The sequence below is a fragment of the Collinsella sp. SGI.241 genome (assembly GCF_050312955.1).
Classification (GTDB): Bacteria; Actinomycetota; Coriobacteriia; order Coriobacteriales; family Coriobacteriaceae; genus Collinsella.
Genome location: NZ_JBNPKM010000001.1, coordinates 84595 through 103273 on the forward strand (window position 1 = coordinate 84595; position 18679 = coordinate 103273).

Genomic DNA, 18679 nt, shown 5'->3' on the forward strand with positions numbered 1-18679 from the left:
GACTCATGGCCAAAGGCATAATTTACGTGATGGAGACCGTCGTTCCTGGTCTCGTGAAGATCGGCAAGACCGGCACCGGCAACTTTGAGGGCCGTATGTACTCGCTTGAGCGTAACGGCTACTTCAATGTCGTCGGTTTGAAAAGGCGCTTTGCTATCGAGGTTGAGGACTATGACGAGAAGGAGGCGCTGCTTGACGAGATCTTCTCTAAGGCTCGCGTGCCGGGCTCGGAACTCTTTGCTCTCGATATTGACTTGGTGATTCAGCTGCTTGCTTCCTTTGACGGTAAGCAGGTCTATCCCGAGACCGAGACGCGCGAGGAGTCCTTTGACCAGGCGACCGAAAAGCGCCATATGAAGGATGACTGGACCTCCATTCCTGATGGAACCTATCACCTGAAGCAGACCCGTAAGGGCAAAGGCACTGCTGTGGCTCAGATGGTTGTTGAGGACGGCGCGTTTATCGTTAAGGCCGGTGCGAAATGCCTGCCGGTTAACGAGGGGGTCGTCTGGACCCCCGAGCCACGACGTACGGCACCGATCGTGGACGGCGTGCTGCAGGCGGATGTTGTGACGAAATCGCCTTCGACTGCTGGTTGGGTTGTGCTTGGTGGTTCAACTAACGGCTGGAATGTCTGGAAGGACGAGAGCGGCAAGATGCTCGACGAGTACAGGAAGAAATAACTTCTCACAGAAAGGGCAGCGTTGTGAAATTGCCGGGGAAGAAGAAAAAGGAGCCTGCTGAGCAGGAGCGGGTTGAGGGGCCGAAAAAGGCCTCCAAGACGTCTGACTTGGTGGGCAAGGCCGCCTCGAAGGTTAAGGATTTTGTCGATCCGACCTATGAGGAGCCTCTGCCTCCGAAATGGAAACCCCTATCACGCCACCGTGAGATGAAACGGCGCCAACAACAGCGGGATACGCACAGGCTGATTGTCGGTTCTGTTGCTTTCTTTGCAGTGATGTTTGCAATTATCGGCGTCGGCGCCGCGCTCGAAGGCGGCGATGTTTCCGCTGCGTCTGAACAACCTGCTATTGAGCAGACAGTGCCGAAGAAATCCAAGGCTAAGAAAAAGTCTTCGACTGAACCGGTTGCTGTCGCTGAGCCTGAACCCGAGCCGGATCCTGCTACGCTGACCGATTTGGTCGTGAAGTTTGTCGATGTTGGCCAGGGCGATGCGAGCATTATCGAGTTCCCCGACGGTAAGACGATGCTGATCGACACGCCGCGGGGCAAGGCCGATACCGTGATGGCGACGCTGAGGGCGGATGGTCGACCGACGATTGATTGGCTGGTGGCGACCCATCCGGATGCCGACCACATCGGTGGACTCGACGGCATTATTTCTTCGATGGATATCGGATCTATCTGGGCGCCCGAGGCGAACAGTTCCACGCAGACCTATACACGTTTCCTGACGAGCATCTCGAATAAGGGCATGGGGATTGAGCCTGCCTACGCCGGCCGTCAGATCGCAACCGGTGAGAATTACTCTATTGATATCCTGTGGCCGCAGCAAGGTGCGAGTTATTCCGAGGACAACGCCTATTCGGTCGTTATTAAGGTTACCTACGGCCAGAATACGTTCCTCTTTACGGGCGACGCGCCAGTTGAGGCTCAGAACAGTTTCGTTGATGGGCACGTTGACGTGCTGAAGGTCTCGCACCATGGCAGCGCGTCGGGAATGAGCAGCGCTCTTGCGGCGAAGCTGACGCCTACGATTGCCGTGCTTTCGTATGGCAAGAACTCCTATGGGCATCCGACTCAGGTCGTTCTCGACGCCTTGTCTTCCGTCGGTGCGCAGGTATACGGCACCTACGTCCATGGCACGGTTACCGTCGTCTCGAACGGCAAGGATGTTACGGCTTCGACAGCTACCGAGGGCACCATTGAGGCCGCGAGCCAGGATTCCGGTGCCGACTCCCAAGGTATCGGCTCGGGCGGCGGCGGTGGTGGATCGAGCGGAACCGCCGAGCAGCAGGCAGCTCCCGCTCAGCCGGCGCCATCTGCGCCAGCGGCTGATCCCAGTGCCGACACGACGGTTGTGATTACGCCAACGGGAAGTAAATACCATCGTCCCGGTTGTCGCACCACGTCACGCAGTAAAAGTTTGACCGAAATGACGAAGTCACAGGCTCAGGCTCAAGGATACGCCCCCTGTGGCGTCTGCAACCCCTAAGGGAGGACGATATGCAGGCAATCGTTGATCGCATTGAAGGCGATATGGCGGTACTCGAGGTCGACGGCACCAAGTTTATGGACGTGCCACTCGCCGAGATGCCTGAGGGCTGTGCCGAGGGCGATGTCTATGAAGGCGGACCCGGTGCATGGGTGAAAGACGACGGTGCAAAGGCTGAGCGCCTGAAAGCCAATGCCGATCTAATGGCTTCACTCTTTAAACACTGATAACAACACGGCTACATTGTGACAGGCCCGTACCCTGAACGCGAATTGTATGGGGTGCGGGCTTTTTCTATGTCGGTTGGAATGTTGACCCGTATTTTTCGGCATGTTGCCGGGCGTCTATCCCGTATGCAACTCGATTTAAGTTGGGATCTTATGCGGATGATATGTAGACAGGCATGCGCATCAAATTGATTAAAAAATATTTTCACTCCATTTTCACTCCTCAGAAGATATGAAATTTGGAGAGAAAAAGAAAAAGCTCAGAAGCAATTATGCTTCTGAGCTGGACTAATGCAATGGAGCCAGCGACCGGGCTCGAACCGGTGACCCCCGCTTTACGAGAGCGGTGCTCTACCAACTGAGCTACGCTGGCGGCCATGTGGTGACGCAGCTGAGGCGTCAACGGCTGTCTATGATACGGGACATCGCAAATCCGCGCAAGTGCTCTGATAGCTTTTCTCACGTTAAATGCACTAATCATTCAAGCCGGGATGTGCCTGGTTGCCTACAACTAGGTAGAAAAACGCCCGTCGGCGGTGTGCCGGCGGGCGCTGCTGTGCGATATGTTGCGTTATGAGCTTAGTGCCTCATAAAGTGGTATTCGATCACATTGCTGTAGGGATGACCCGGGCCCACGATGCCCTGGGGGAACAGCGGGCGGTGCGGCGTGTCGGGGTACATCTCGGCCTCGAGGGCAAAGCCGGCGCCCCAGCCGTAGTTGGCATCGTCCTTGGCGTGCTCATCGCCTAGCCAGTTGCCGGTGTAGAGCTGCACGCCCGGGGCGGTGGTGTAGTAGTCCAGCTCACGGCCGGTCCACATCTCCTCGACGTGCAGGGCACGGCGCAGATTGCGGCCGTACTGATAGCCGCCAATGCACAGGCAGTGATCGTAGCCGCGTGCCTGCTTAATCTGCGGATGGTCGGCCTCCATGCCAGGCGCGACGGGGCGTAACTCGCGAAAATCAAACGGTGTTCCCTCGACCGGAGCAATCTCGCCAGTAGGAATGTTCTGGTCGTCGATGGGCAGGTAGTGGGCAGCGTTAGCAACAAAGAAGTGCTCGCAGTCCATGCCGGCATTATGACCGGCAAGGTTAAAGTACGTGTGGTTGGTCATGGACACGTACGTGGCGCGGTCGCTCTCGCAGCCATATTCGATACGGAAGCGGCCGGTGTGCGTCACGGTAAACACGGCCGTAAAGGTGCGGTTGCCGGGCAGGCCCAACTCGCCATCCTCAAGTGAGGTGGTCATGCGCACGGCGTTATGGGCCTCGTCGAGCTCAACATCCCACACGCGCTTGTGCAGGCCGTGCTCAAGATCGCTGTGCAGGTTGTTGGCGCCCTCGTTGGCGGGCATATGCCAGTCCGTACCGTCGATGGTGATCGTTGCACCCGCAGTGCGGTTTGCCACGGGGCCAATGGTCGCGCCAAAGCAGGCGGGGTTGTCAAAGTAATCCTCGAGCTTATCGAAGCCCAGCACCACATCGCGCACGTTGCCGGGAATGTCGGGCACATCGATACCCAGCACGGTGGCGCCATAGTCCATAATGCGAACGCAGATCTCGGGCCCGTTGAGGGTGTAACGATGAACGGGGGTACCGCACGGCGCGGTGCCGAAAAGCTCAGAAGTGATCATTTGGTTCCTAACATCGAGGTATTTCCGACAAACTGTAGCGCGAACAGGTGAGATTATCACTACACCCCACTAAAGCAGGGGGTATTTTTCTCAAAAAAGTGATGATTGGAGCTGTGCGGGCGTTCATTTTTGACGCGCACGAGTCTGATACAATTTGTTCGTTACTGTTTGAATGATATGCGCGCAAAGAACGGCGAGGACTCATCGTGATTAAAGCGGAGCGACAGGATAAGGTTCGTCAGCTGCTCGAGGAGCAGGGAACGGTCTCGGTCAAGGAGATTTCGGATGCGTTAGGTGTCTCGGATATGACGATCCGCCGTGACCTTGAGGAGCTTGCGAGCCTGGGCGAGATCGAGCGCGTGCACGGCGGAGCCCGCAGTGCACAGGGCCGTCCACACGCTATGCTGCGCCATGAGTATTCGCACAGCGAAAAGCGCACGAAGCATGCCGAGGAAAAGTTGCAGATTGCGCGCCGTTCTGTGGAGCTTATCGAGGAAGGCTCGACCATCTTTTTGGGCACGGGCACCACGGTTGAGCAGATGGCCTCGATGCTGCCGGCGTTTCGCCTGCGCATTGTGACCAATTCGCTTTCGGTGTTTAACCTGCTCGAGGCGCGCGAAGACTGCGACCTGTGCCTCGTGGGCGGCATGTATCGTCGCCGCACCGCCGCTTTTGTGGGACCAACGGCCGAGGATACCCTGCGTGCGCTGGGTATCGATGCGGCGTTTATCGGCGCCAACGGCATCTTGGACGGTGACGTATCTACGTCCAACATGGACGAGGGCCGTATCCAGCAGCTCGCTTTTAGCAAGGCAGACTCGCGCTATCTGATCGCCGACTCCAGCAAGATCGGCAGGCGCGACTTCTACACTTTCTGCCGCCTGGACAGCCTGGATGCCGTGGTGTGCGAGCCGGGTATCTCGGTCGAGGACCGCGCCGCCATCGAGGAACACACGCAGGTCATTTGCTAGCTAGCGCTACGAGATTGCCAACAGGCGATGCGGGAGGACTTTTACCTCCTGTCATTGTGGGAACCAGCGCGTCAGCGCTACGCGATATGACGCGCAAATGAGGACTTCGCTATCAAATTGTCTCAACCTGTAACAGGTAGGGGTGAAGTCACCAACCAGATGTTACAGATTGAGATTGAGAGGATTGTCCTGTGTATTTGTCTCAATCTGTAACAGCTAGGACCCAAAAACTCGACTAGTTGTTACAGATCGAGATTTTGTCTATCCAGCCATCACCTTTGTCTTGATCTGTAACAGTTAGACGGTTAAAAGCGAGTTAGATGTTACAGATTGAGATATTTCTGCTCGGGCGTTCTGTTTGTCTCGATTTGTAACAGCTAGGGCCGAAATATTCGGCTAGATGTTACAAATCGAGACAAACGACCTGCTCGGGCCGCGCCAAAACAAAAGAGGCCGCATGCGAACCCGTGGAGGGATTCGTATGCGGCCGACAGGGGGTATGCAGCAAAAGTTAGGCCATGAGCAGGCCGGTCTCCGCGACGTTCTTGTACCAGTACGCGCTCGCCTTGGGATAGCGCTTCTGGGTCTCAAAGTCGATGTAGAACAGGCCGTAGCGCTTGTTGTAGCCGTTGGTCCAGGAGAACTGGTCCTGCAGCGACCACACAAAGTAGCCGTCGACGTTTACGCCGCCGTCGATTGCCTTGAGGATCCACGCGAGATGCTGGCGCATGTAGTCGATACGAGGGGCGTCGTCGATAAAGCCATCCTCGAAGTCGTCCTTATAGCCCATGCCGTTCTCGGTGATGTAGATCTTTTTATAGTTGGGGTAATCGTTCTTAATGCGCAGCAGCAGGTCGTACAGGCCCTCGGGATAGATGATCCAGTCCCAATCGGTGGTGGGTACGCCTTCGCGCACGCATGCCTCGCCTACGCCCTTGAGGAACCAGCGCGAAGATCCCTTGTCGCCAGTGCCATTGTGGTTGATGTCGTTTTCGCCCTCGGCGGCACGCAGGAACTGGCACTTGTAGGTGTTGACGCCCAGGCAATCGTTGTAGGGGAGCGCGGCGGTCAGCGCGGCGATGTCCTCGTCGCGGACGTCGAGCTCGCCGCCGGCGATATGGGCCAGCTTGGTTGCGGCTTCCATGGTGTCGGCTGCATAGTGGCCGCGGAAGGTGGCGTCGAGCACCCAGCGGTTGTTGATGACGTCGGCCATGCGGGCGGCCTCGCAGTCGGCAGCGCTGTTGGGGTCGAGGGGATACTTGGGCTCCAGGTTCTGGACAATGCCGATCTCGCCCTCAAAGCCGCCCTCATGGAAGGCGACGACAGCCTTGGCGTGGGCCACCATCATGTTGTGCATGAGCTGGAAGGCCTTGTCCAGGCGGTACTTCTCGCCGTGCGGCCAGTTGCCGACGATAAAGCTGCCCTCGGCGGTTGCGGGAATCTCGTTAAACGTGAACCAGTGCTTGACCTCGGTGAACTCGGCAAAGCAGAACTTGGCGTACTCGACAAAGGCGTCGATCGTCGTGCGCGTCAGGAAACCCTCGCCGCCGTTCTGGTAAAAGGCCTCGGGCGTATCGAAGTGATCGAGCGTGACATAGGGGATAACGCCGGCATTGTTGCAGGTGGCAAAGAGCTCGTGATAGAAGGCAACACCCTCGGGGTTAATCTCACCGGTGCCTTTGGGGAAGATGCGGCTCCAAGCGATGGAGACGCGAATGCCGTTAATGCCAAAGCGCTGGCACAAGTCGATATCGACCGGGTACTTGTTGTAGAAGTCGCTTGCGGGGTCGGGGGAGAAGCGACCCTGGGCAGCCAGGAAATCGTCCCAGGGCACTTTGCCCTTGCCGTACGTACGGGTCTCGCCCTCAACCTGGTAAGCAGCGGTGGCGCCGCCAAACACAAAGCCGTCGGGGAACTGCATGGGGTTGGTCATGAGGCATCCTTTCTGTGGGATACGAATAGGGAGAGGTGCCCGAACTGGGGATTCGGGCACCAACAGAGGGAGGAGCTAGTCGAGGTTCTCGCGGAGCCACTTGATGGCGCCAGCGGGGTCGCGGGTAAGGTCGATATATTCCTTACCGCGCGGGGCGAGCAGCTTAATGCCCAGACGATCGGTGTCGGCCTTCATGTCGTTGTAGTAGCTACGGACCTGCGGGGCAAGCACGATAACGTCGTACTGATCCATGATGGCAGTGTGCTGGCCATAAGCGCCCGCGGAGGAAGCGATGTTCTCTCCGGTCTGCGCGGCACCTTCCTTGATGGCGTTGGCAAGCATGGCAGAGGTGCCGGCGCCGGCGCACAGGACGAGGACCTTCAGACCGTCGACATCCTTCTTGGCGGATGCATCGGCGGCGGGCTCGGGCTGATCGGCGACAGGCTTGCTGTCGGTGGCAGCGGCGGTCGGCTCGACGGAAGCGGTAGCCTGCTCGACAGCGGGTGCGGAGGTGCTGGCGGCGATGGTGGCAGCACCATCGGACTCAAGACCCAGCTCGGCGGCGCGCTCGGCCTCCTGGTCGCAGAGCAGCTTGTCGTATGCCTTCAAGAACGGCAGGTAGATGATGGCGTCCAGCAAGATGATGATCGCGACAAATACTAGGGCGATAAGCTGGAAGTTTGTGGTGATGAAAATGCCGATGGGGGCGGGGGTGGCCCAAGGCACCACGAAGGAGAAGCCGTTCATACCCACGTTATCGATAAAGAACTTGGCAACACTCACATTGACGCAGCCGGCAGCAACAAAGGGGATGAGCATGTAGGGGTTGAGGATCATGGGCGCGCCAAAGAGCAGCGGCTCGTTGACAGCAAAGGCGACCGGTACGATCGAGGCCTTACCGACGGCTTTGAGCTGCTTGGACTTCATAAAGAGAATCAGCAGAAGCGGCACGATGAACGTGGCGCCGGTGCCGCCGAACTCACCCACGAGCGACATGTTAAAGGTGAGGGAATGGGCGGGGTGACCACCGGCCAGCAGAACCTGCAGGTTCTCGGCCTGGTTGGCAAGACGGATGGGGTCGATGCCCGGCTGGACAATCGAAGGACCATGGACACCGATGAACCAGAAGAACGCGGTGGCTGCCTGGATAAGGATAAGGCCAGGATAGGTTTCTGCAGCGGTAAAGAGCGGGGAGAGCAGTTTGATGAGCAGCTCGGAGAACGGAACGCCCATGAGGTTGCGCACGACGACATCGATGATGCCGCAGATGATGACGGCGCCGCCAAAGGGGATGATGTCGCGGAAGTTCTGAGCGATGGCGCCCGGAACCTCCTTGGGCAGCTTAATGGTCAGATCGCGCGAGACGCAGAACTTATAGACCCACACGGTAATGAACGCGGCGATATAGGCCGAGAACAGACCGCGCGTACCCATGCTGGTGCAATCGAAGACCGAAAGCTCGGAGCCGTCGAACTTGGTGGTGAACTGCGTAACAGCGAGCAGCAGCATGCTGCACTGGGCGGCTACCATGGTGGAGCCGTCGTTGAGCACCTTGCCGGCGGGCATGCGACGGTTCATGGAAGCCGTAAAGTTCTTGGCGGTGGTACCGGCGACCATGATGCCCATGACGCCCATGGTGAAGTTGTACAGCTTGTTGCACCAGTCGATGAGCGGCTGGTGCAGCGTGATGCCAACTACGCCAGGAAGGGTGGCGATCAACAGGAAGATCGAAGAGGTGAGGACAATGGGCATGCACCCAAGGAATCCGTCCTTGATGGCCTGGAGGTAGATGTTCCTCGAGATCTTCTCAAAGAACGGTTGATGCTTTTCGAGCATCTTTACGATGGCGTCCATAGAGCTCCTTTGCTACTTGATGCGCGATGCATGTGGATGGAACTGGTCGTCGATGGATGGTCAGGACTGCCCGGAAACCTTCCCGCTTAAGGAAGGCATTGCGAAATGACAACGTTGTCATTTCGTTAATGACAACGTAAGACATTTTTGGATGAGCAACAAGGATTTACAGGTGAACGGTCGATATCGTCCGATAAACGGCTGATTTATCAGTCAGGCAGGTAGTATATGCTAGAACACAAAAAAACAAGCGATAGAGAACCGACTGGAGAAGCAGTGGCAACGATGGACAAGAAAAATGTCTCAATGAATGATGTGGCGATTGCCGCGGGCGTTTCTCTCAAGACGGTGTCGCGCGTAATCAACGAGCCCGATAGCGTACGAGAGTCGACACGCGATAGGGTCCATGCTGCCATGGAGGCGCTTGGGTTCCGGGCGAACTTTGCCGCGCGTTCACTCAAGTTGGGCCGTTACGGGTGCATCGGCGTGGTGATGTTCCACTTGTCGGGCGGCGCCGTGGACATGATTGACGGTATCGCCGATGCCGCCGAAGAGCGAGGCTTTGCGCTCACGATGATCAAAAAGCGGGCGGGGGAGAAGATGACCCTTGCCGAAGCGGCGCGCAGGATGTCGCAGCTGCCTGTTGATGGCATGATCTTCAACCTACGTCAGATGGTCGATGACTTTGATACCTTTGAGGCGCCGAAAGACCTCAAGACGGTGATTATCACACCGATGGAGCATCCTACCTGCTCTACCGTCAGTGACGACCAAGAGGGCGGCGCGCGCATGGCGTGCGAGTACTTCTTGAATCACGGGCACAAGAACGTGTATTTCGTTTCTGGTAAGAAAGAGTCGCTGTCGAGCCAGTGCCGTATGAAAGGTTGGCGTGCGGCACTCGAGACGCGTGGCATTGAGCCGCCCGAGCCTCTGCAAGGTGATTGGAATGCGGATAGTGGCTATGCCGCGGGCCTTGTGCTTGCCGATAAACCCGATTGCACGGCGGTCCTCGCTGCTAACGACTGCATGGCAAACGGCGTGATGATGGCTCTACGTGACAAAGGGCTCAGTGTGCCCGACGACGTGTCCGTGATCGGCTTCGACGATGAGCTCTACAAGACGATTCCCAACTCGATTCTGACGTCGGTGAAGTTTCGCCATCGCGAGCTGGGCATCCGTGCACTTAACGAGGTCGTCGCAGGTCTTGAGGCTCCGAGCTCCAGAAGCCGTACGCTTGTGTCGGGCGTGCTGATCGAGCGTTCCAGCGTAAAGGACCTGCGGGCGTAGACGTGCTCAGCTCGTTCATCTCAATCTGTAACAGTTAGGACCGAAATACTCGGCTAGATGTTACAGATCGAGATTGAGAGGATTGTCCTGTGCGTTTATCTCAATCTGTAACAACCAGACGTCCAAAACCGGTTTTAGTGTTACAGATTTAGACAATTCGGCCCCGTCTTCCCGGTTTGTCTTGATTTGTAACAGCTAGGGACCAAAAACTCGGCTAGATGTTACAGATCGAGACAAACGGCCCCCCAGCCGAACAAAAACAAAAGGCCGGGGGCGGCGCGCCGTGTGACGTGCCACCCCCGGCTGAGAAATGGGGACAGGTTATGTGAGCGGGGCAATTCCGCTGGTCGCCAGCCGCTAGTCCAGACGACGGGTCTGCGCCACGTGCTTGTACCAGTAGGCGCTTGCCTTGGGCGTGCGCTTCTGGGTTTCAAAGTCAACGTAGAAGAAGCCATAGCGCTTGTTGTAACCATTGGTCCAGGAGAACTGATCCTGCAGACTCCACAGGAAGTAGCCGCCCACGTTGACGCCCACCTCCATGGCCTTGAGCAGCCAGCGCAAGTGCTGCTCGATGTAGTCGATGCGCGGCTGATCGTCCACAAAACCGTCCTTGTAGGGATCCTTGTAGCCCATGCCGTTTTCTGTAATGAAGATCTGCTTGTAGTTGGGGTAGCGCTGCTTAATGTAGACGAGCAGATCGAACAGGCCCTCGGGATAGATGATCCAGTCCCAGTCGGTGGTGGGGATGCCAGGCTTGTTCACGTGCTCGCCAATACCCTTAACGCGCCAGCGGCCGGTGCCCTTCTCGCCCGTACCGTTGTGGTGCAGGTCGTTCTCGCCGTCGTAAGCCTTCAAGAAGCGGCACTGGTAGTTGTTGACGCCCAGGTAGTCGTTGTAGAGCGCGGCCTCGCGCATAATCTCGAGGTCCTCGTCCAAGATCTCGATGGTGCCGCCCGAGACGGCAGCCAGACGGTTGGCGCATTCGAGGGTGTCGGGCGCGTAGTCGCCTCGGAAGGTGGCGTCGAGCAAGAACTGGTTCTGCAACACGTGCTCGTTGTTGGCGGCTTTGATGTCGGCGGGGTCGTTCTCGTTGAGCGGATACTTAAACTCCAACGACTGAATGACGCCGATCTTGCCCTTAAAACCGCCGTTGTGGAAGGCCAGTACGGCCTTGGCGTGGGCGAGCATCATGTTGTGCTCGCACTGGAAAGCCTCGGCCAGATGCGCCTTGACGCCGCCGGGGAAGGTGCCCTCGATGTAGGTGTTGGAGGCATCGGCCCAAATCTCGTTAAAGGTGAACCAGTAGGTCACCTGGTCGGCGTACTCCTTAAAGCAGAAGGTGGCAAAGTCCACAAAGGCATCGATGGTCTCGCGGTTGAGGAAGTCGCCCTTCTCAAAGAGGGCAAGCGGCGTGTCGAAGTGATGCAGCGTGACAAACGGCTCAACGTGGTGCTTGTGGCACTCGGCGAAGAGATCGTGGTAGAACTGCACGCCCTCGGGGTTGATCTCGCCGGTGCCGTTGGGGAAGATGCGGCTCCAGGCAATGGAGAGGCGAATGCCGTTGATGCCGAACTCCTCGCACAGCTCCAGATCGACGGGGTACTGGTTGTAGAAGTCCGAAGCGGGATCGGGGGAAAAGCGCCCCTGGGCCTCCAGGAAGTCGTCCCAGGCAACCTTGCCTTTACCGTGGGTGCGGGTCTCGCCCTCTACCTGGTAGGCAGCAGTGGCGCCGCCAAAGACAAAGTCCTCGGGAAACTGCGCAGGCGGGTTGGTGACGCTAGCAGGGTTAACGGGCATGATGATCCAATCGTCTAAATCGAAGGGCCAGCCGGTCTTGGATGGTCGGCTGGCCCTGTGCGTTACTTACTTCGAGAGTTGCTCGCTTACGAAGGCGAGAGACTTATCGCCGTTCTGGGAAAGCTCAATGTACTGCTTACCGCGGCAGGCGACGCACTTGTTGCCCACGCGCTCGCAGTCCTTCTGCAGGTCGGCCAGGTAGCTTGCGGCTTGCGGGGCCAGGACGACCAGATCGAAGTCGGGGAGCATGTCCACGTGGTTGCCATAGGCCTCGGCAGCGGTTTCAAGATTGATGCCGCGCTCCTTGGCGGCCTTGGCCAGCGCGTTGGCGAGCAGGCCCGAGGTACCGCCACCCTGGCAGAGCACGAGCACGCGTTTGCCGTTGAGGTCGCTGGTGGCCGTTGCCTCGGCAGCGGGTGCTGCGGAAGCGGCGGGAGCGCCGGCTTCCACGGCCTCGGCAGCAGCGCCGGCGGCAACGCTCTTGGCGTCGGCCTTGCCCTGGAAGGCATCGTTGAGCTTGGCGGCCTTCTCGGCGTTCTTGGCGGCGAGCTCCTCCTGGGAAATCTCGGCCTCCTCGGCGCACTTCTGGGCGTCATAGGCACGGAAGAACGGATAGTACAGAACGAAGTCGACGACCAGGATAAGGGCGAGCATCACAAAGGCGAGCGGCTGGAAGCCCAGGCCCATGATGGTGCCGATGGGGCCGGGGACGGTCCAAGGCAGGGTGTACATAAAGCCGTTCATGCCCAAGAAGTCGATAAAGATCTTGAGGATCCAGATGTTGGCGATCGGGGCAAAGACAAACGGGACAAAGAAGACGGGGTTGAGCACGATAGGCGCGGCGAACAGCAGCGGCTCGTTGACGGCAAAGCACACGGGGACGATGGCGGCCTTACCGACAGCGCGCATCTCCTGGGACTTGGCCAGGAAGCAGAACATAAAGACCAGGACGAGCGTGGCGCCGGTGCCGCCCATGCAGACGACGAAGTACTGGGCACCCTGGGTCAGGACAGCGGAAGCGTGCTGGCCGGCCTGGAACGCAGCCAGGTTGTCGGTCATGTTGGCAACGAGGGCGGCGGCGATGGCGGGCTCGACGATCGAGGGGCCGTGGACGCCCACGAACCAGAACAGGCTCATGGCGCCGTAAATCACAGCAAGGCCGATGTAGCCGTCGGCAGCGGTGAACAGGGGCTGGAACACCTGGATGACGCCCTGGGCAAAGCAGAAGCCAAAGGCAGCGCGGAAGACGATGTCAAAGACCCAAAAGACGGTGATGCAGACGGAGAAGGGGATGATGTCCTTAAAGGTCTGCGAGATGTTGGGCGGAACCTGCTCGGGCATCTTGACGGTGATGTTGCGCTTGATAAAGAACTTGTAGATGATGCCGGTCACAAACGCAGCGATGAAGGCGGTCAGTAGGCCCTTGGAACCAAGGTAGGTGGTGTTGAAGCCACTGGCGGCATCCGTGGCGATGGTGTCGCTCGAAAGGAGCAAGAAGCCGATGATGGCCGCGCACATGCACGAGATAAAGTTGATCTGGTTATTCTTGGGCAGATCGCGGTTCTGGGCGTCGGCGAAATGCTTGGCCGTGGTAGCGGCGCAGGCGATGGCCAGGATGCCCATGGAGTAGTTGTAGCACTTCCACAGGGCGTTGTTGATGTCATCGGGCCAGTAGAAACCCCAGATGTTGGGGACCGAGGCTACCAGGCAAAAGATGGACGAGAAGATGATGATGGGGATGACGGAGATAAAACCGTCGCGGATCGCCTTGAGGTACTTGTTGCGGGCGATCGCGTTGAAAAAGGGCTGGCCCTTTTCGATGGTGGCGATGAGTTGCTCCATGCAAAGCTCCTAAGAGTCGGTGGGTTAGCAACGATGGTAGCTTTTGACGTTTGGTTGCCAAAATGCTGACGTTGCCATTTTGTGACACAAAATAAGATGCGAACCGATGGCCCCTGTGCCTGCGGACCGTCGATTTCTTGCGCGTAAACGTTTGAGCCGCCCGGTGGCTCTGTGTTTGCACAATGGCAACGTTAACATTTGGGCGATAAAAGCCGTTCGGGGAAGCAAAAATGTCGGTGAACGGTAGGTTTTGGGTGGTGAGCGTATGGTGGGTGAGGCGTTAGATATACTTGAAGACGTTTCATTTGACTGCGTAGGGTGCCACCAATGGCATCGTTGACATAGAAAGATCGACCTATGGCCGCTGTTAAAAAATCGGTTTCCGTTAAGGATGTGGCGCGCCTCGCGGGCGTCTCAGAACAGACGGTCTCGCGCACCGTCCACGATTCGCCCAGCGTGCGCCCCGAGACCAAGGAGCGCGTGCGTGCCGCCATGCGCGAGCTGGGGTATCGCCCCAATTTTGCCGGTCGATCGCTGCGCCGCGGCAAGTTTAAGACCGTCGGCGTCGCCATGTTCAACATTACCGGTACCGGCAACCTCGACCGTATGGAGGGCTTTGCCGCCGCCGCCGATAAGCACGGCTACGCCATTACCCTCACTAAAGTAGATGGACATCCCTATACCCTCGAGAGCGCATCGTCGCGCATGAGCGCACTGCCGGTAGACGGCATGGTTGTGATCATGAATCGCATGCCGGCGGACTTTGGCACCTTTGAGCCGCTGCCTGGTATGCAGACGGTGCTCGTTACCATGCTGGAGCACCCGCTGTGCTCGACGGTCGATAACGATCAGTTCGATTGTTCGCGCCAGGTTGTCGAGTACTTGCTGGGGCAGGGACACAAGACCGTGCACTTTATCTCGTGTCCCGAACGCTCGCTTTCGGGCATGCAGCGCGAGGAGGGCTGGCGCGAGACATTGCGCGCGCATGGTATTGAGCTGCCGCGACTCATCCGTGGCGACTGGACGGCGCGGAGTGGATATGCCGCAGGCCAGGCTCTGGCGGACGATCCGACCTGTACTGCCATCTATGCCTCCAATGACGCCATGGCCTACGGCTGCATTCGCGGACTCGAGTCGCGCGGAAGGCGTGTGCCCGAGGACGTGAGCGTGGTGGGGGTTGATGATAGTCTGGGCGACATCGTGCCCGATCGTCGCCTGACCACCGTGCGCTTTGACAACAAGCGTGTCGGCATGTGGGCAGTCGACAAGATCGCCGGCGCCGAGGGAGTTGCGTCTGGCGTGGAGCACATGCTGATCCCCGGCGTGCTCGTAGAGGGCGATACGGTGCGCGATTTGCGTTAGGGCGCGGTCCTGTTTGGGTTTCCGTTAATCATGTTTGATATTGTTCGAAATGGTTTGGAAACCGTTCGCGGGTTAAAAGTGACCGTTCATAGCTCGAAATTACGTTTTGTATTGTTCTTTTTTGTTTGAATGTTAATGTTTCTGTCATACACAGCGCAGCGCGGATGCCCGGACGCGATGCTCTCCGTTGGTTCATATGTGAAAGGAACGCAATATGGCAACCAAAGAAGAAATCTCGATGGTTGGATTCGAGATTGTCGCATACGCAGGTGACGCCCAGACCGATCTGCTTGCAGCGCTCGATGCTGCTCGCGAGGGTGACTTTGAGAAGGCCGAACAGCTGCACAAGGATGCCAGCGATGCACTCATCGGCGCCCACGACACGCAGACCAAGCTGCTTTCGCAGGAGGCCGGCGGCGGCGAGATGGAGATGACCTTCATCATGGCTCACGCTCAGGACACCCTCATGACCACTATGATCTTGGAGAAGCAGGCCCGCTTTACCATCGATGCCTACAAGCGCATCGCCGAGCTCGAGGCCAAGCTCGCCTAACGAGCCCTCACAACCAAGCCCCTTCCAAAAGTCCTGCCGCTACCCGCAGCAGGGCTTTTTCTGTCCTCCTCCAAGTTGCGGTGAAATAGGGGCTGACGGCCCAAAATGATCCGTTCTCCTCCGTCCCCAGGGGATCGGTTGGCAGCGTCGCCACGAAACTGGCGCATCTACTACGTTTAACCCGATACCCCCGAACACACCTGCGTTTCATGAAAAACTGCAAGCGTTCTACCTGTGGTTTTGTTTTTACGCCACGGGGCATGGTCGGAGATAGGCGGTTAAACGTAGTAGATGGGCCCATTTCATGGCGGGCAGGCCATGCAGCAGTCTGTTGCGCCTCTTGCCGTTCGGTTTTTCGCTGGGTGGGTATACTTCCATCCGCAATACAGGCCGGAATGAGGAGGTATCCAAATGCCGGACAACGGATCGATTCAAAAGAGAGACGCGAGCGAGATGGCTCATGGGCGTCCTGTCCAGATAACCGAGCAAACAACGGTGACCGAGCTGCAGCCCAGCCTATCCGATGTCGTGTGCGCAAACAAAAAACTGCAGATTGGCCTCATCGTTGCGCTCGTGGCACTGGCGCTGCTGTCGGGGTTTGTGGCTCGTCCGCATTTTGCCGATACCAAGACTTGGGACTCTACCATCGAGGTCATCGATCAAAAGAAGGGCAATGTATTGGCGCTCACGACCTCGTGCGTCGCCCTATCTGCGGGTATCACTGCGCTGCCGGGCGATACGGGAACGCCGGTTGCTGAGCAGCTCGCTCAGCTTTCGGGTAATCTTGGTATCGTGCTTGCCGTGCTATACCTAGAGAAATATTTACTCACGATTTTGTGGTCGGTTGGCCTTGGCATCCTGATCCCGTTTGCGCTGGTGCTCTTTGCAGCGTCGCTTGGCATTCACGGACGCTGGAGCACGAGCACGGTCATTCGTCGCGTGGCAACGCGTGTGCTGGTGGTCGCCATCATTAGCATGGTGTTGGTGCCCGCGAGCGTATGGGTGTCGCAGAAGGTCGATGAAACGTATCGAGTGAGCATCGAGGCGGCCGAGCAAAAGGCGACTGACGCTGCGAGTGCGGCAGATAGCGATAGCTCCAAAGCAACCAAGAAAAAGACTGAGTCCGCAGAGTCCAAGAACGTGCTTGAACAGCTTGCCGACGGTGCCTCGGGTCTCGTCACGACGGTGACCAGCGGCGCCAAGCAGATGACCGATGAGATTGTGCAGCAGGTGACCGATCTGATCGAAGGCGTCATCGTGATGATAGTGACCTCGTGCGTTATCCCATTGCTGGTGCTCGCGGCGTTTTTGTGGCTGGGGCACACACTGCTGGGGATTGATATTTCCGGGCCGACGAATTATTTGACGGGCCGCTTTCTGGGCACTCCGTCCAAGCATGCCAAGAAGGGCGGGCAGTCCTAGTAGCTAAAACAGCTGTATATACCGGGGAATACCGCCGAAGGGCGGCCGAGACACGTTCTCGGCCGCCCTTTTGTTTGTTGAACACATGGTCGCTACGCCCGCGCCCGGTCCAAACGGTCAGCAATCATCCGTGAACGGTATTTGTTCAAAAAAGAACAAAGATAAACAAATAGTTGTTGCAGTTACTGTTCGAATGTGTTCAAATAAACATGAACAGTGAAGAATCGCACATTCAGATGCCCGGACCTGAACGAGATTCAACACTTCCAAACAGAAACAACGCACCTGCGTATCTCTCAAGGAGGATGTCATGAGGGTTGTAATCGCTTCCGATGCCGACGGTATGTCGATGAAGGAGTCCATCAAGGAGATGCTCATCGCCGATGGTCACGAGGTCGTCGACTATTCCGAGACCCCTGCCGCGGACTTTGTCGATTCCGCTACCGCCGTTGCCAAGGACCTGCTGGAGCACAAGGATTCCCAGGGCTTCGCATTCGATAAGTACGGTGTCGGCTCCTATATGGCCGCCGTCAAGATCAAGGGCATGGTCGTCGCCAACATTTCCGACGAGCGTTCCGCCTACATGACCCGCGAGCACAACGGCTCGCGCATGGTCACCATGGGCCCGGGCGTTGTGGGCACCGAGGTCGCCAAGAAGATCGCCCGCGAGTTCCTGCGTGCACAGTACGCCGGCGGCCGTCACCAGATCCGTGTCGACATGCTCAACAAGATGGCCTAACGAGAGCCACCGAGAACTCGAACTTCTACCTCAACTTGTGAATTCAGACGAAAGGACGTTCTGATGAAGAAGACCATCGCAATCGGTTGCGACCATATCGTTACGGACGAGAAGATCTATCTGGCCGACCGCCTGGAGCAGGCTGGCTACAAGGTGCTCGACTGCGGCACCTACAGCCACACCCGTACGCACTATCCCATCTACGGCAAGGCCGTGGGCGAGGCTGTTGCCAGCGGCAAGGCCGACTTTGGCGTGGCCCTGTGCGGCACCGGCATCGGCATCACCAACGCCGTCAACAAGGTTCCCGGCGCCCGCTGCGCCCTGGTTCGCGACATGACCTCTGCCCTGTATGCCCGTCGTGAGCTCAACGCCAACATCGTGGGCTTTGGTGGCAAGATCACCGGCGAGTTCCTGATGGCCGACATCATGCTTGCCTTCCTGGAGGAGCCTTACGAGAAGACCCCCGAGCACGATGCCCTGATCGCCAAGATCGATGCTTGCAATAAGGCCGACGCCGAGGCTCAGACTGACCCGCACTTCTTTGACGAGTTCCTGGAGAAGTGGGACCGCGGCGAATACCACGACTAAGGAGATTCCGGCGTTCTACCGAACGCCGGACCGGCCGACGCTGCGAAGCCATCTGGCGGGCAATCTGCCGTTCAGCTTCGACGGCATGACCAGAAGGTCAATGCCGCCTCGCTTCACGGCACCTTGCCTCGCCAGCTGGCTTCTCGCTGACGTTGGGGGTACCTGCGGGGTTACCGCTGTTGTTGCGAAGCGTTCTGGCTCGGCGAGCTGCTCCGATAACACGTTTGCTTGGCTTGACTTGTGTGCTTCGTTATTGACGGACCCGGCATTCTGCAGCTTTTTAATTGACGGCTCGC

The 18679-nt window shown here is 57.9% G+C and carries 15 protein-coding genes and 1 tRNA gene; 10 read left to right on the plus strand and 6 right to left on the minus strand.

Translation table 11 applies throughout. The features are described 5' to 3' along the window. The first annotated feature begins 5 nt into the window (after positions 1–5). From ACQQ92_RS00390 to ACQQ92_RS00400, 3 genes are all read left to right on the plus strand, one after another. Positions 6–683 carry a DUF4357 domain-containing protein gene (locus ACQQ92_RS00390; protein WP_427795495.1) on the plus strand — a complete coding sequence of 226 codons (678 nt, stop codon included), beginning with the start codon at positions 6–8 and terminating at the stop codon, positions 681–683. A gap of 275 nt (positions 684–958) precedes the next feature. Beyond that, positions 959–2176, plus strand: a complete 1218-nt coding sequence (locus ACQQ92_RS00395; RefSeq protein WP_427795496.1) for a ComEC/Rec2 family competence protein — start codon at positions 959–961, stop codon at positions 2174–2176. An 11-nt stretch (positions 2177–2187) separates the two neighbouring features. Continuing rightward, on the plus strand, positions 2188–2403 hold the full coding sequence (locus ACQQ92_RS00400; protein WP_427795497.1) for a DUF3006 domain-containing protein: 216 nt from the start codon (positions 2188–2190) through the stop codon (positions 2401–2403). A gap of 297 nt (positions 2404–2700) precedes the next feature. Here ACQQ92_RS00400 and ACQQ92_RS00405 read toward each other — a convergent pair. Together ACQQ92_RS00405 and ACQQ92_RS00410 are read right to left on the minus strand one after the other, a co-directional pair. After that, a tRNA-Thr gene (locus ACQQ92_RS00405) sits at positions 2701–2776 on the minus strand. Between the two features lie 206 nt (positions 2777–2982). Further along, positions 2983–4035 carry an aldose epimerase family protein gene (locus tag ACQQ92_RS00410; RefSeq protein WP_427795498.1) on the minus strand — a complete coding sequence of 351 codons (1053 nt, stop codon included), beginning with the start codon at positions 4033–4035 and terminating at the stop codon, positions 2983–2985. A gap of 206 nt (positions 4036–4241) precedes the next feature. Between ACQQ92_RS00410 and ACQQ92_RS00415 the strand changes: the two genes are divergently transcribed. Further along, positions 4242–5006, plus strand: a complete 765-nt coding sequence (locus tag ACQQ92_RS00415; RefSeq protein ID WP_427795499.1) for a DeoR/GlpR family DNA-binding transcription regulator — start codon at positions 4242–4244, stop codon at positions 5004–5006. A 511-nt stretch (positions 5007–5517) separates the two neighbouring features. Here the strand turns inward: ACQQ92_RS00415 and lacG (ACQQ92_RS00420) are convergent. Continuing rightward, positions 5518–6939, minus strand: a complete 1422-nt coding sequence (gene lacG, locus ACQQ92_RS00420; protein WP_427795500.1) for a 6-phospho-beta-galactosidase — start codon at positions 6937–6939, stop codon at positions 5518–5520. Between the two features lie 75 nt (positions 6940–7014). Then, positions 7015–8793: a PTS lactose transporter subunit IIBC gene (locus ACQQ92_RS00425; RefSeq protein ID WP_427795501.1), complete on the minus strand. Its 1779-nt coding sequence runs from the start codon at positions 8791–8793 to the stop codon at positions 7015–7017. 285 nt (positions 8794–9078) lie between these two features. On the opposite strand from ACQQ92_RS00425, the gene ACQQ92_RS00430 reads away from it, so the two are divergent. Further along, on the plus strand, positions 9079–10080 hold the full coding sequence (locus ACQQ92_RS00430) for a LacI family DNA-binding transcriptional regulator (RefSeq protein WP_427795502.1): 1002 nt from the start codon (positions 9079–9081) through the stop codon (positions 10078–10080). Between the two features lie 357 nt (positions 10081–10437). Here the strand turns inward: ACQQ92_RS00430 and lacG (ACQQ92_RS00435) are convergent, their stop codons facing one another. Next, positions 10438–11877, minus strand: a complete 1440-nt coding sequence (gene lacG / locus ACQQ92_RS00435) for a 6-phospho-beta-galactosidase (protein WP_427795503.1) — start codon at positions 11875–11877, stop codon at positions 10438–10440. Positions 11878–11943: 66 nt separating this feature from the next. Continuing rightward, positions 11944–13719: a lactose/cellobiose PTS transporter subunit IIB gene (locus ACQQ92_RS00440; RefSeq protein WP_427728585.1), complete on the minus strand. Its 1776-nt coding sequence runs from the start codon at positions 13717–13719 to the stop codon at positions 11944–11946. A gap of 357 nt (positions 13720–14076) precedes the next feature. On the opposite strand from ACQQ92_RS00440, the gene ACQQ92_RS00445 reads away from it, so the two are divergent. The 5 genes from ACQQ92_RS00445 to lacB all read left to right on the plus strand — a co-directional run bounded on the left by ACQQ92_RS00445 (position 14077) and on the right by lacB (position 18383). Further along, positions 14077–15081 carry a LacI family DNA-binding transcriptional regulator gene (locus ACQQ92_RS00445; RefSeq protein ID WP_427795504.1) on the plus strand — a complete coding sequence of 335 codons (1005 nt, stop codon included), beginning with the start codon at positions 14077–14079 and terminating at the stop codon, positions 15079–15081. Positions 15082–15295: 214 nt separating this feature from the next. Then, positions 15296–15634, plus strand: a complete 339-nt coding sequence (locus ACQQ92_RS00450; protein WP_055252615.1) for a PTS lactose/cellobiose transporter subunit IIA — start codon at positions 15296–15298, stop codon at positions 15632–15634. A 411-nt stretch (positions 15635–16045) separates the two neighbouring features. After that, a complete protein-coding gene (locus ACQQ92_RS00455) occupies positions 16046–17056 on the plus strand; it encodes a hypothetical protein (protein WP_427747998.1) in 1011 nt (336 codons plus the stop codon). 310 nt (positions 17057–17366) lie between these two features. Next, positions 17367–17795, plus strand: a complete 429-nt coding sequence (gene lacA / locus ACQQ92_RS00460) for a galactose-6-phosphate isomerase subunit LacA (RefSeq protein ID WP_006234830.1) — start codon at positions 17367–17369, stop codon at positions 17793–17795. A gap of 63 nt (positions 17796–17858) precedes the next feature. Next, positions 17859–18383, plus strand: coding sequence for a galactose-6-phosphate isomerase subunit LacB (lacB, locus tag ACQQ92_RS00465; RefSeq protein ID WP_196032983.1), 525 nt, complete (start codon positions 17859–17861; stop codon positions 18381–18383). Positions 18384–18679: the final 296 nt, after the last annotated feature.

Excerpts from the sequence above, each read along its gene's own strand:
- ACQQ92_RS00390 (WP_427795495.1), top strand. The coding sequence starts at position 6 with ATGGCCAAAGGCATAATTTACGTGATGGAGACCGTCGTTCCTGGTCTC.
- ACQQ92_RS00395 (WP_427795496.1), top strand. The coding sequence starts at position 959 with ATGTTTGCAATTATCGGCGTCGGCGCCGCGCTCGAAGGCGGCGATGTT.
- ACQQ92_RS00400 (WP_427795497.1), top strand. The coding sequence starts at position 2,188 with ATGCAGGCAATCGTTGATCGCATTGAAGGCGATATGGCGGTACTCGAG.
- ACQQ92_RS00410 (WP_427795498.1), bottom strand. The coding sequence starts at position 4,035 with ATGATCACTTCTGAGCTTTTCGGCACCGCGCCGTGCGGTACCCCCGTT.
- lacG (WP_427795500.1), bottom strand. The coding sequence starts at position 6,939 with ATGACCAACCCCATGCAGTTCCCCGACGGCTTTGTGTTTGGCGGCGCC.
- ACQQ92_RS00425 (WP_427795501.1), bottom strand. The coding sequence starts at position 8,793 with ATGGACGCCATCGTAAAGATGCTCGAAAAGCATCAACCGTTCTTTGAG.
- ACQQ92_RS00430 (WP_427795502.1), top strand. The coding sequence starts at position 9,079 with ATGGACAAGAAAAATGTCTCAATGAATGATGTGGCGATTGCCGCGGGC.
- lacG (WP_427795503.1), bottom strand. The coding sequence starts at position 11,877 with ATGCCCGTTAACCCTGCTAGCGTCACCAACCCGCCTGCGCAGTTTCCC.
- ACQQ92_RS00440 (WP_427728585.1), bottom strand. The coding sequence starts at position 13,719 with ATGGAGCAACTCATCGCCACCATCGAAAAGGGCCAGCCCTTTTTCAAC.
- ACQQ92_RS00445 (WP_427795504.1), top strand. The coding sequence starts at position 14,077 with ATGGCCGCTGTTAAAAAATCGGTTTCCGTTAAGGATGTGGCGCGCCTC.
- ACQQ92_RS00450 (WP_055252615.1), top strand. The coding sequence starts at position 15,296 with ATGGCAACCAAAGAAGAAATCTCGATGGTTGGATTCGAGATTGTCGCA.
- ACQQ92_RS00455 (WP_427747998.1), top strand. The coding sequence starts at position 16,046 with ATGCCGGACAACGGATCGATTCAAAAGAGAGACGCGAGCGAGATGGCT.
- lacA (WP_006234830.1), top strand. The coding sequence starts at position 17,367 with ATGAGGGTTGTAATCGCTTCCGATGCCGACGGTATGTCGATGAAGGAG.
- lacB (WP_196032983.1), top strand. The coding sequence starts at position 17,859 with ATGAAGAAGACCATCGCAATCGGTTGCGACCATATCGTTACGGACGAG.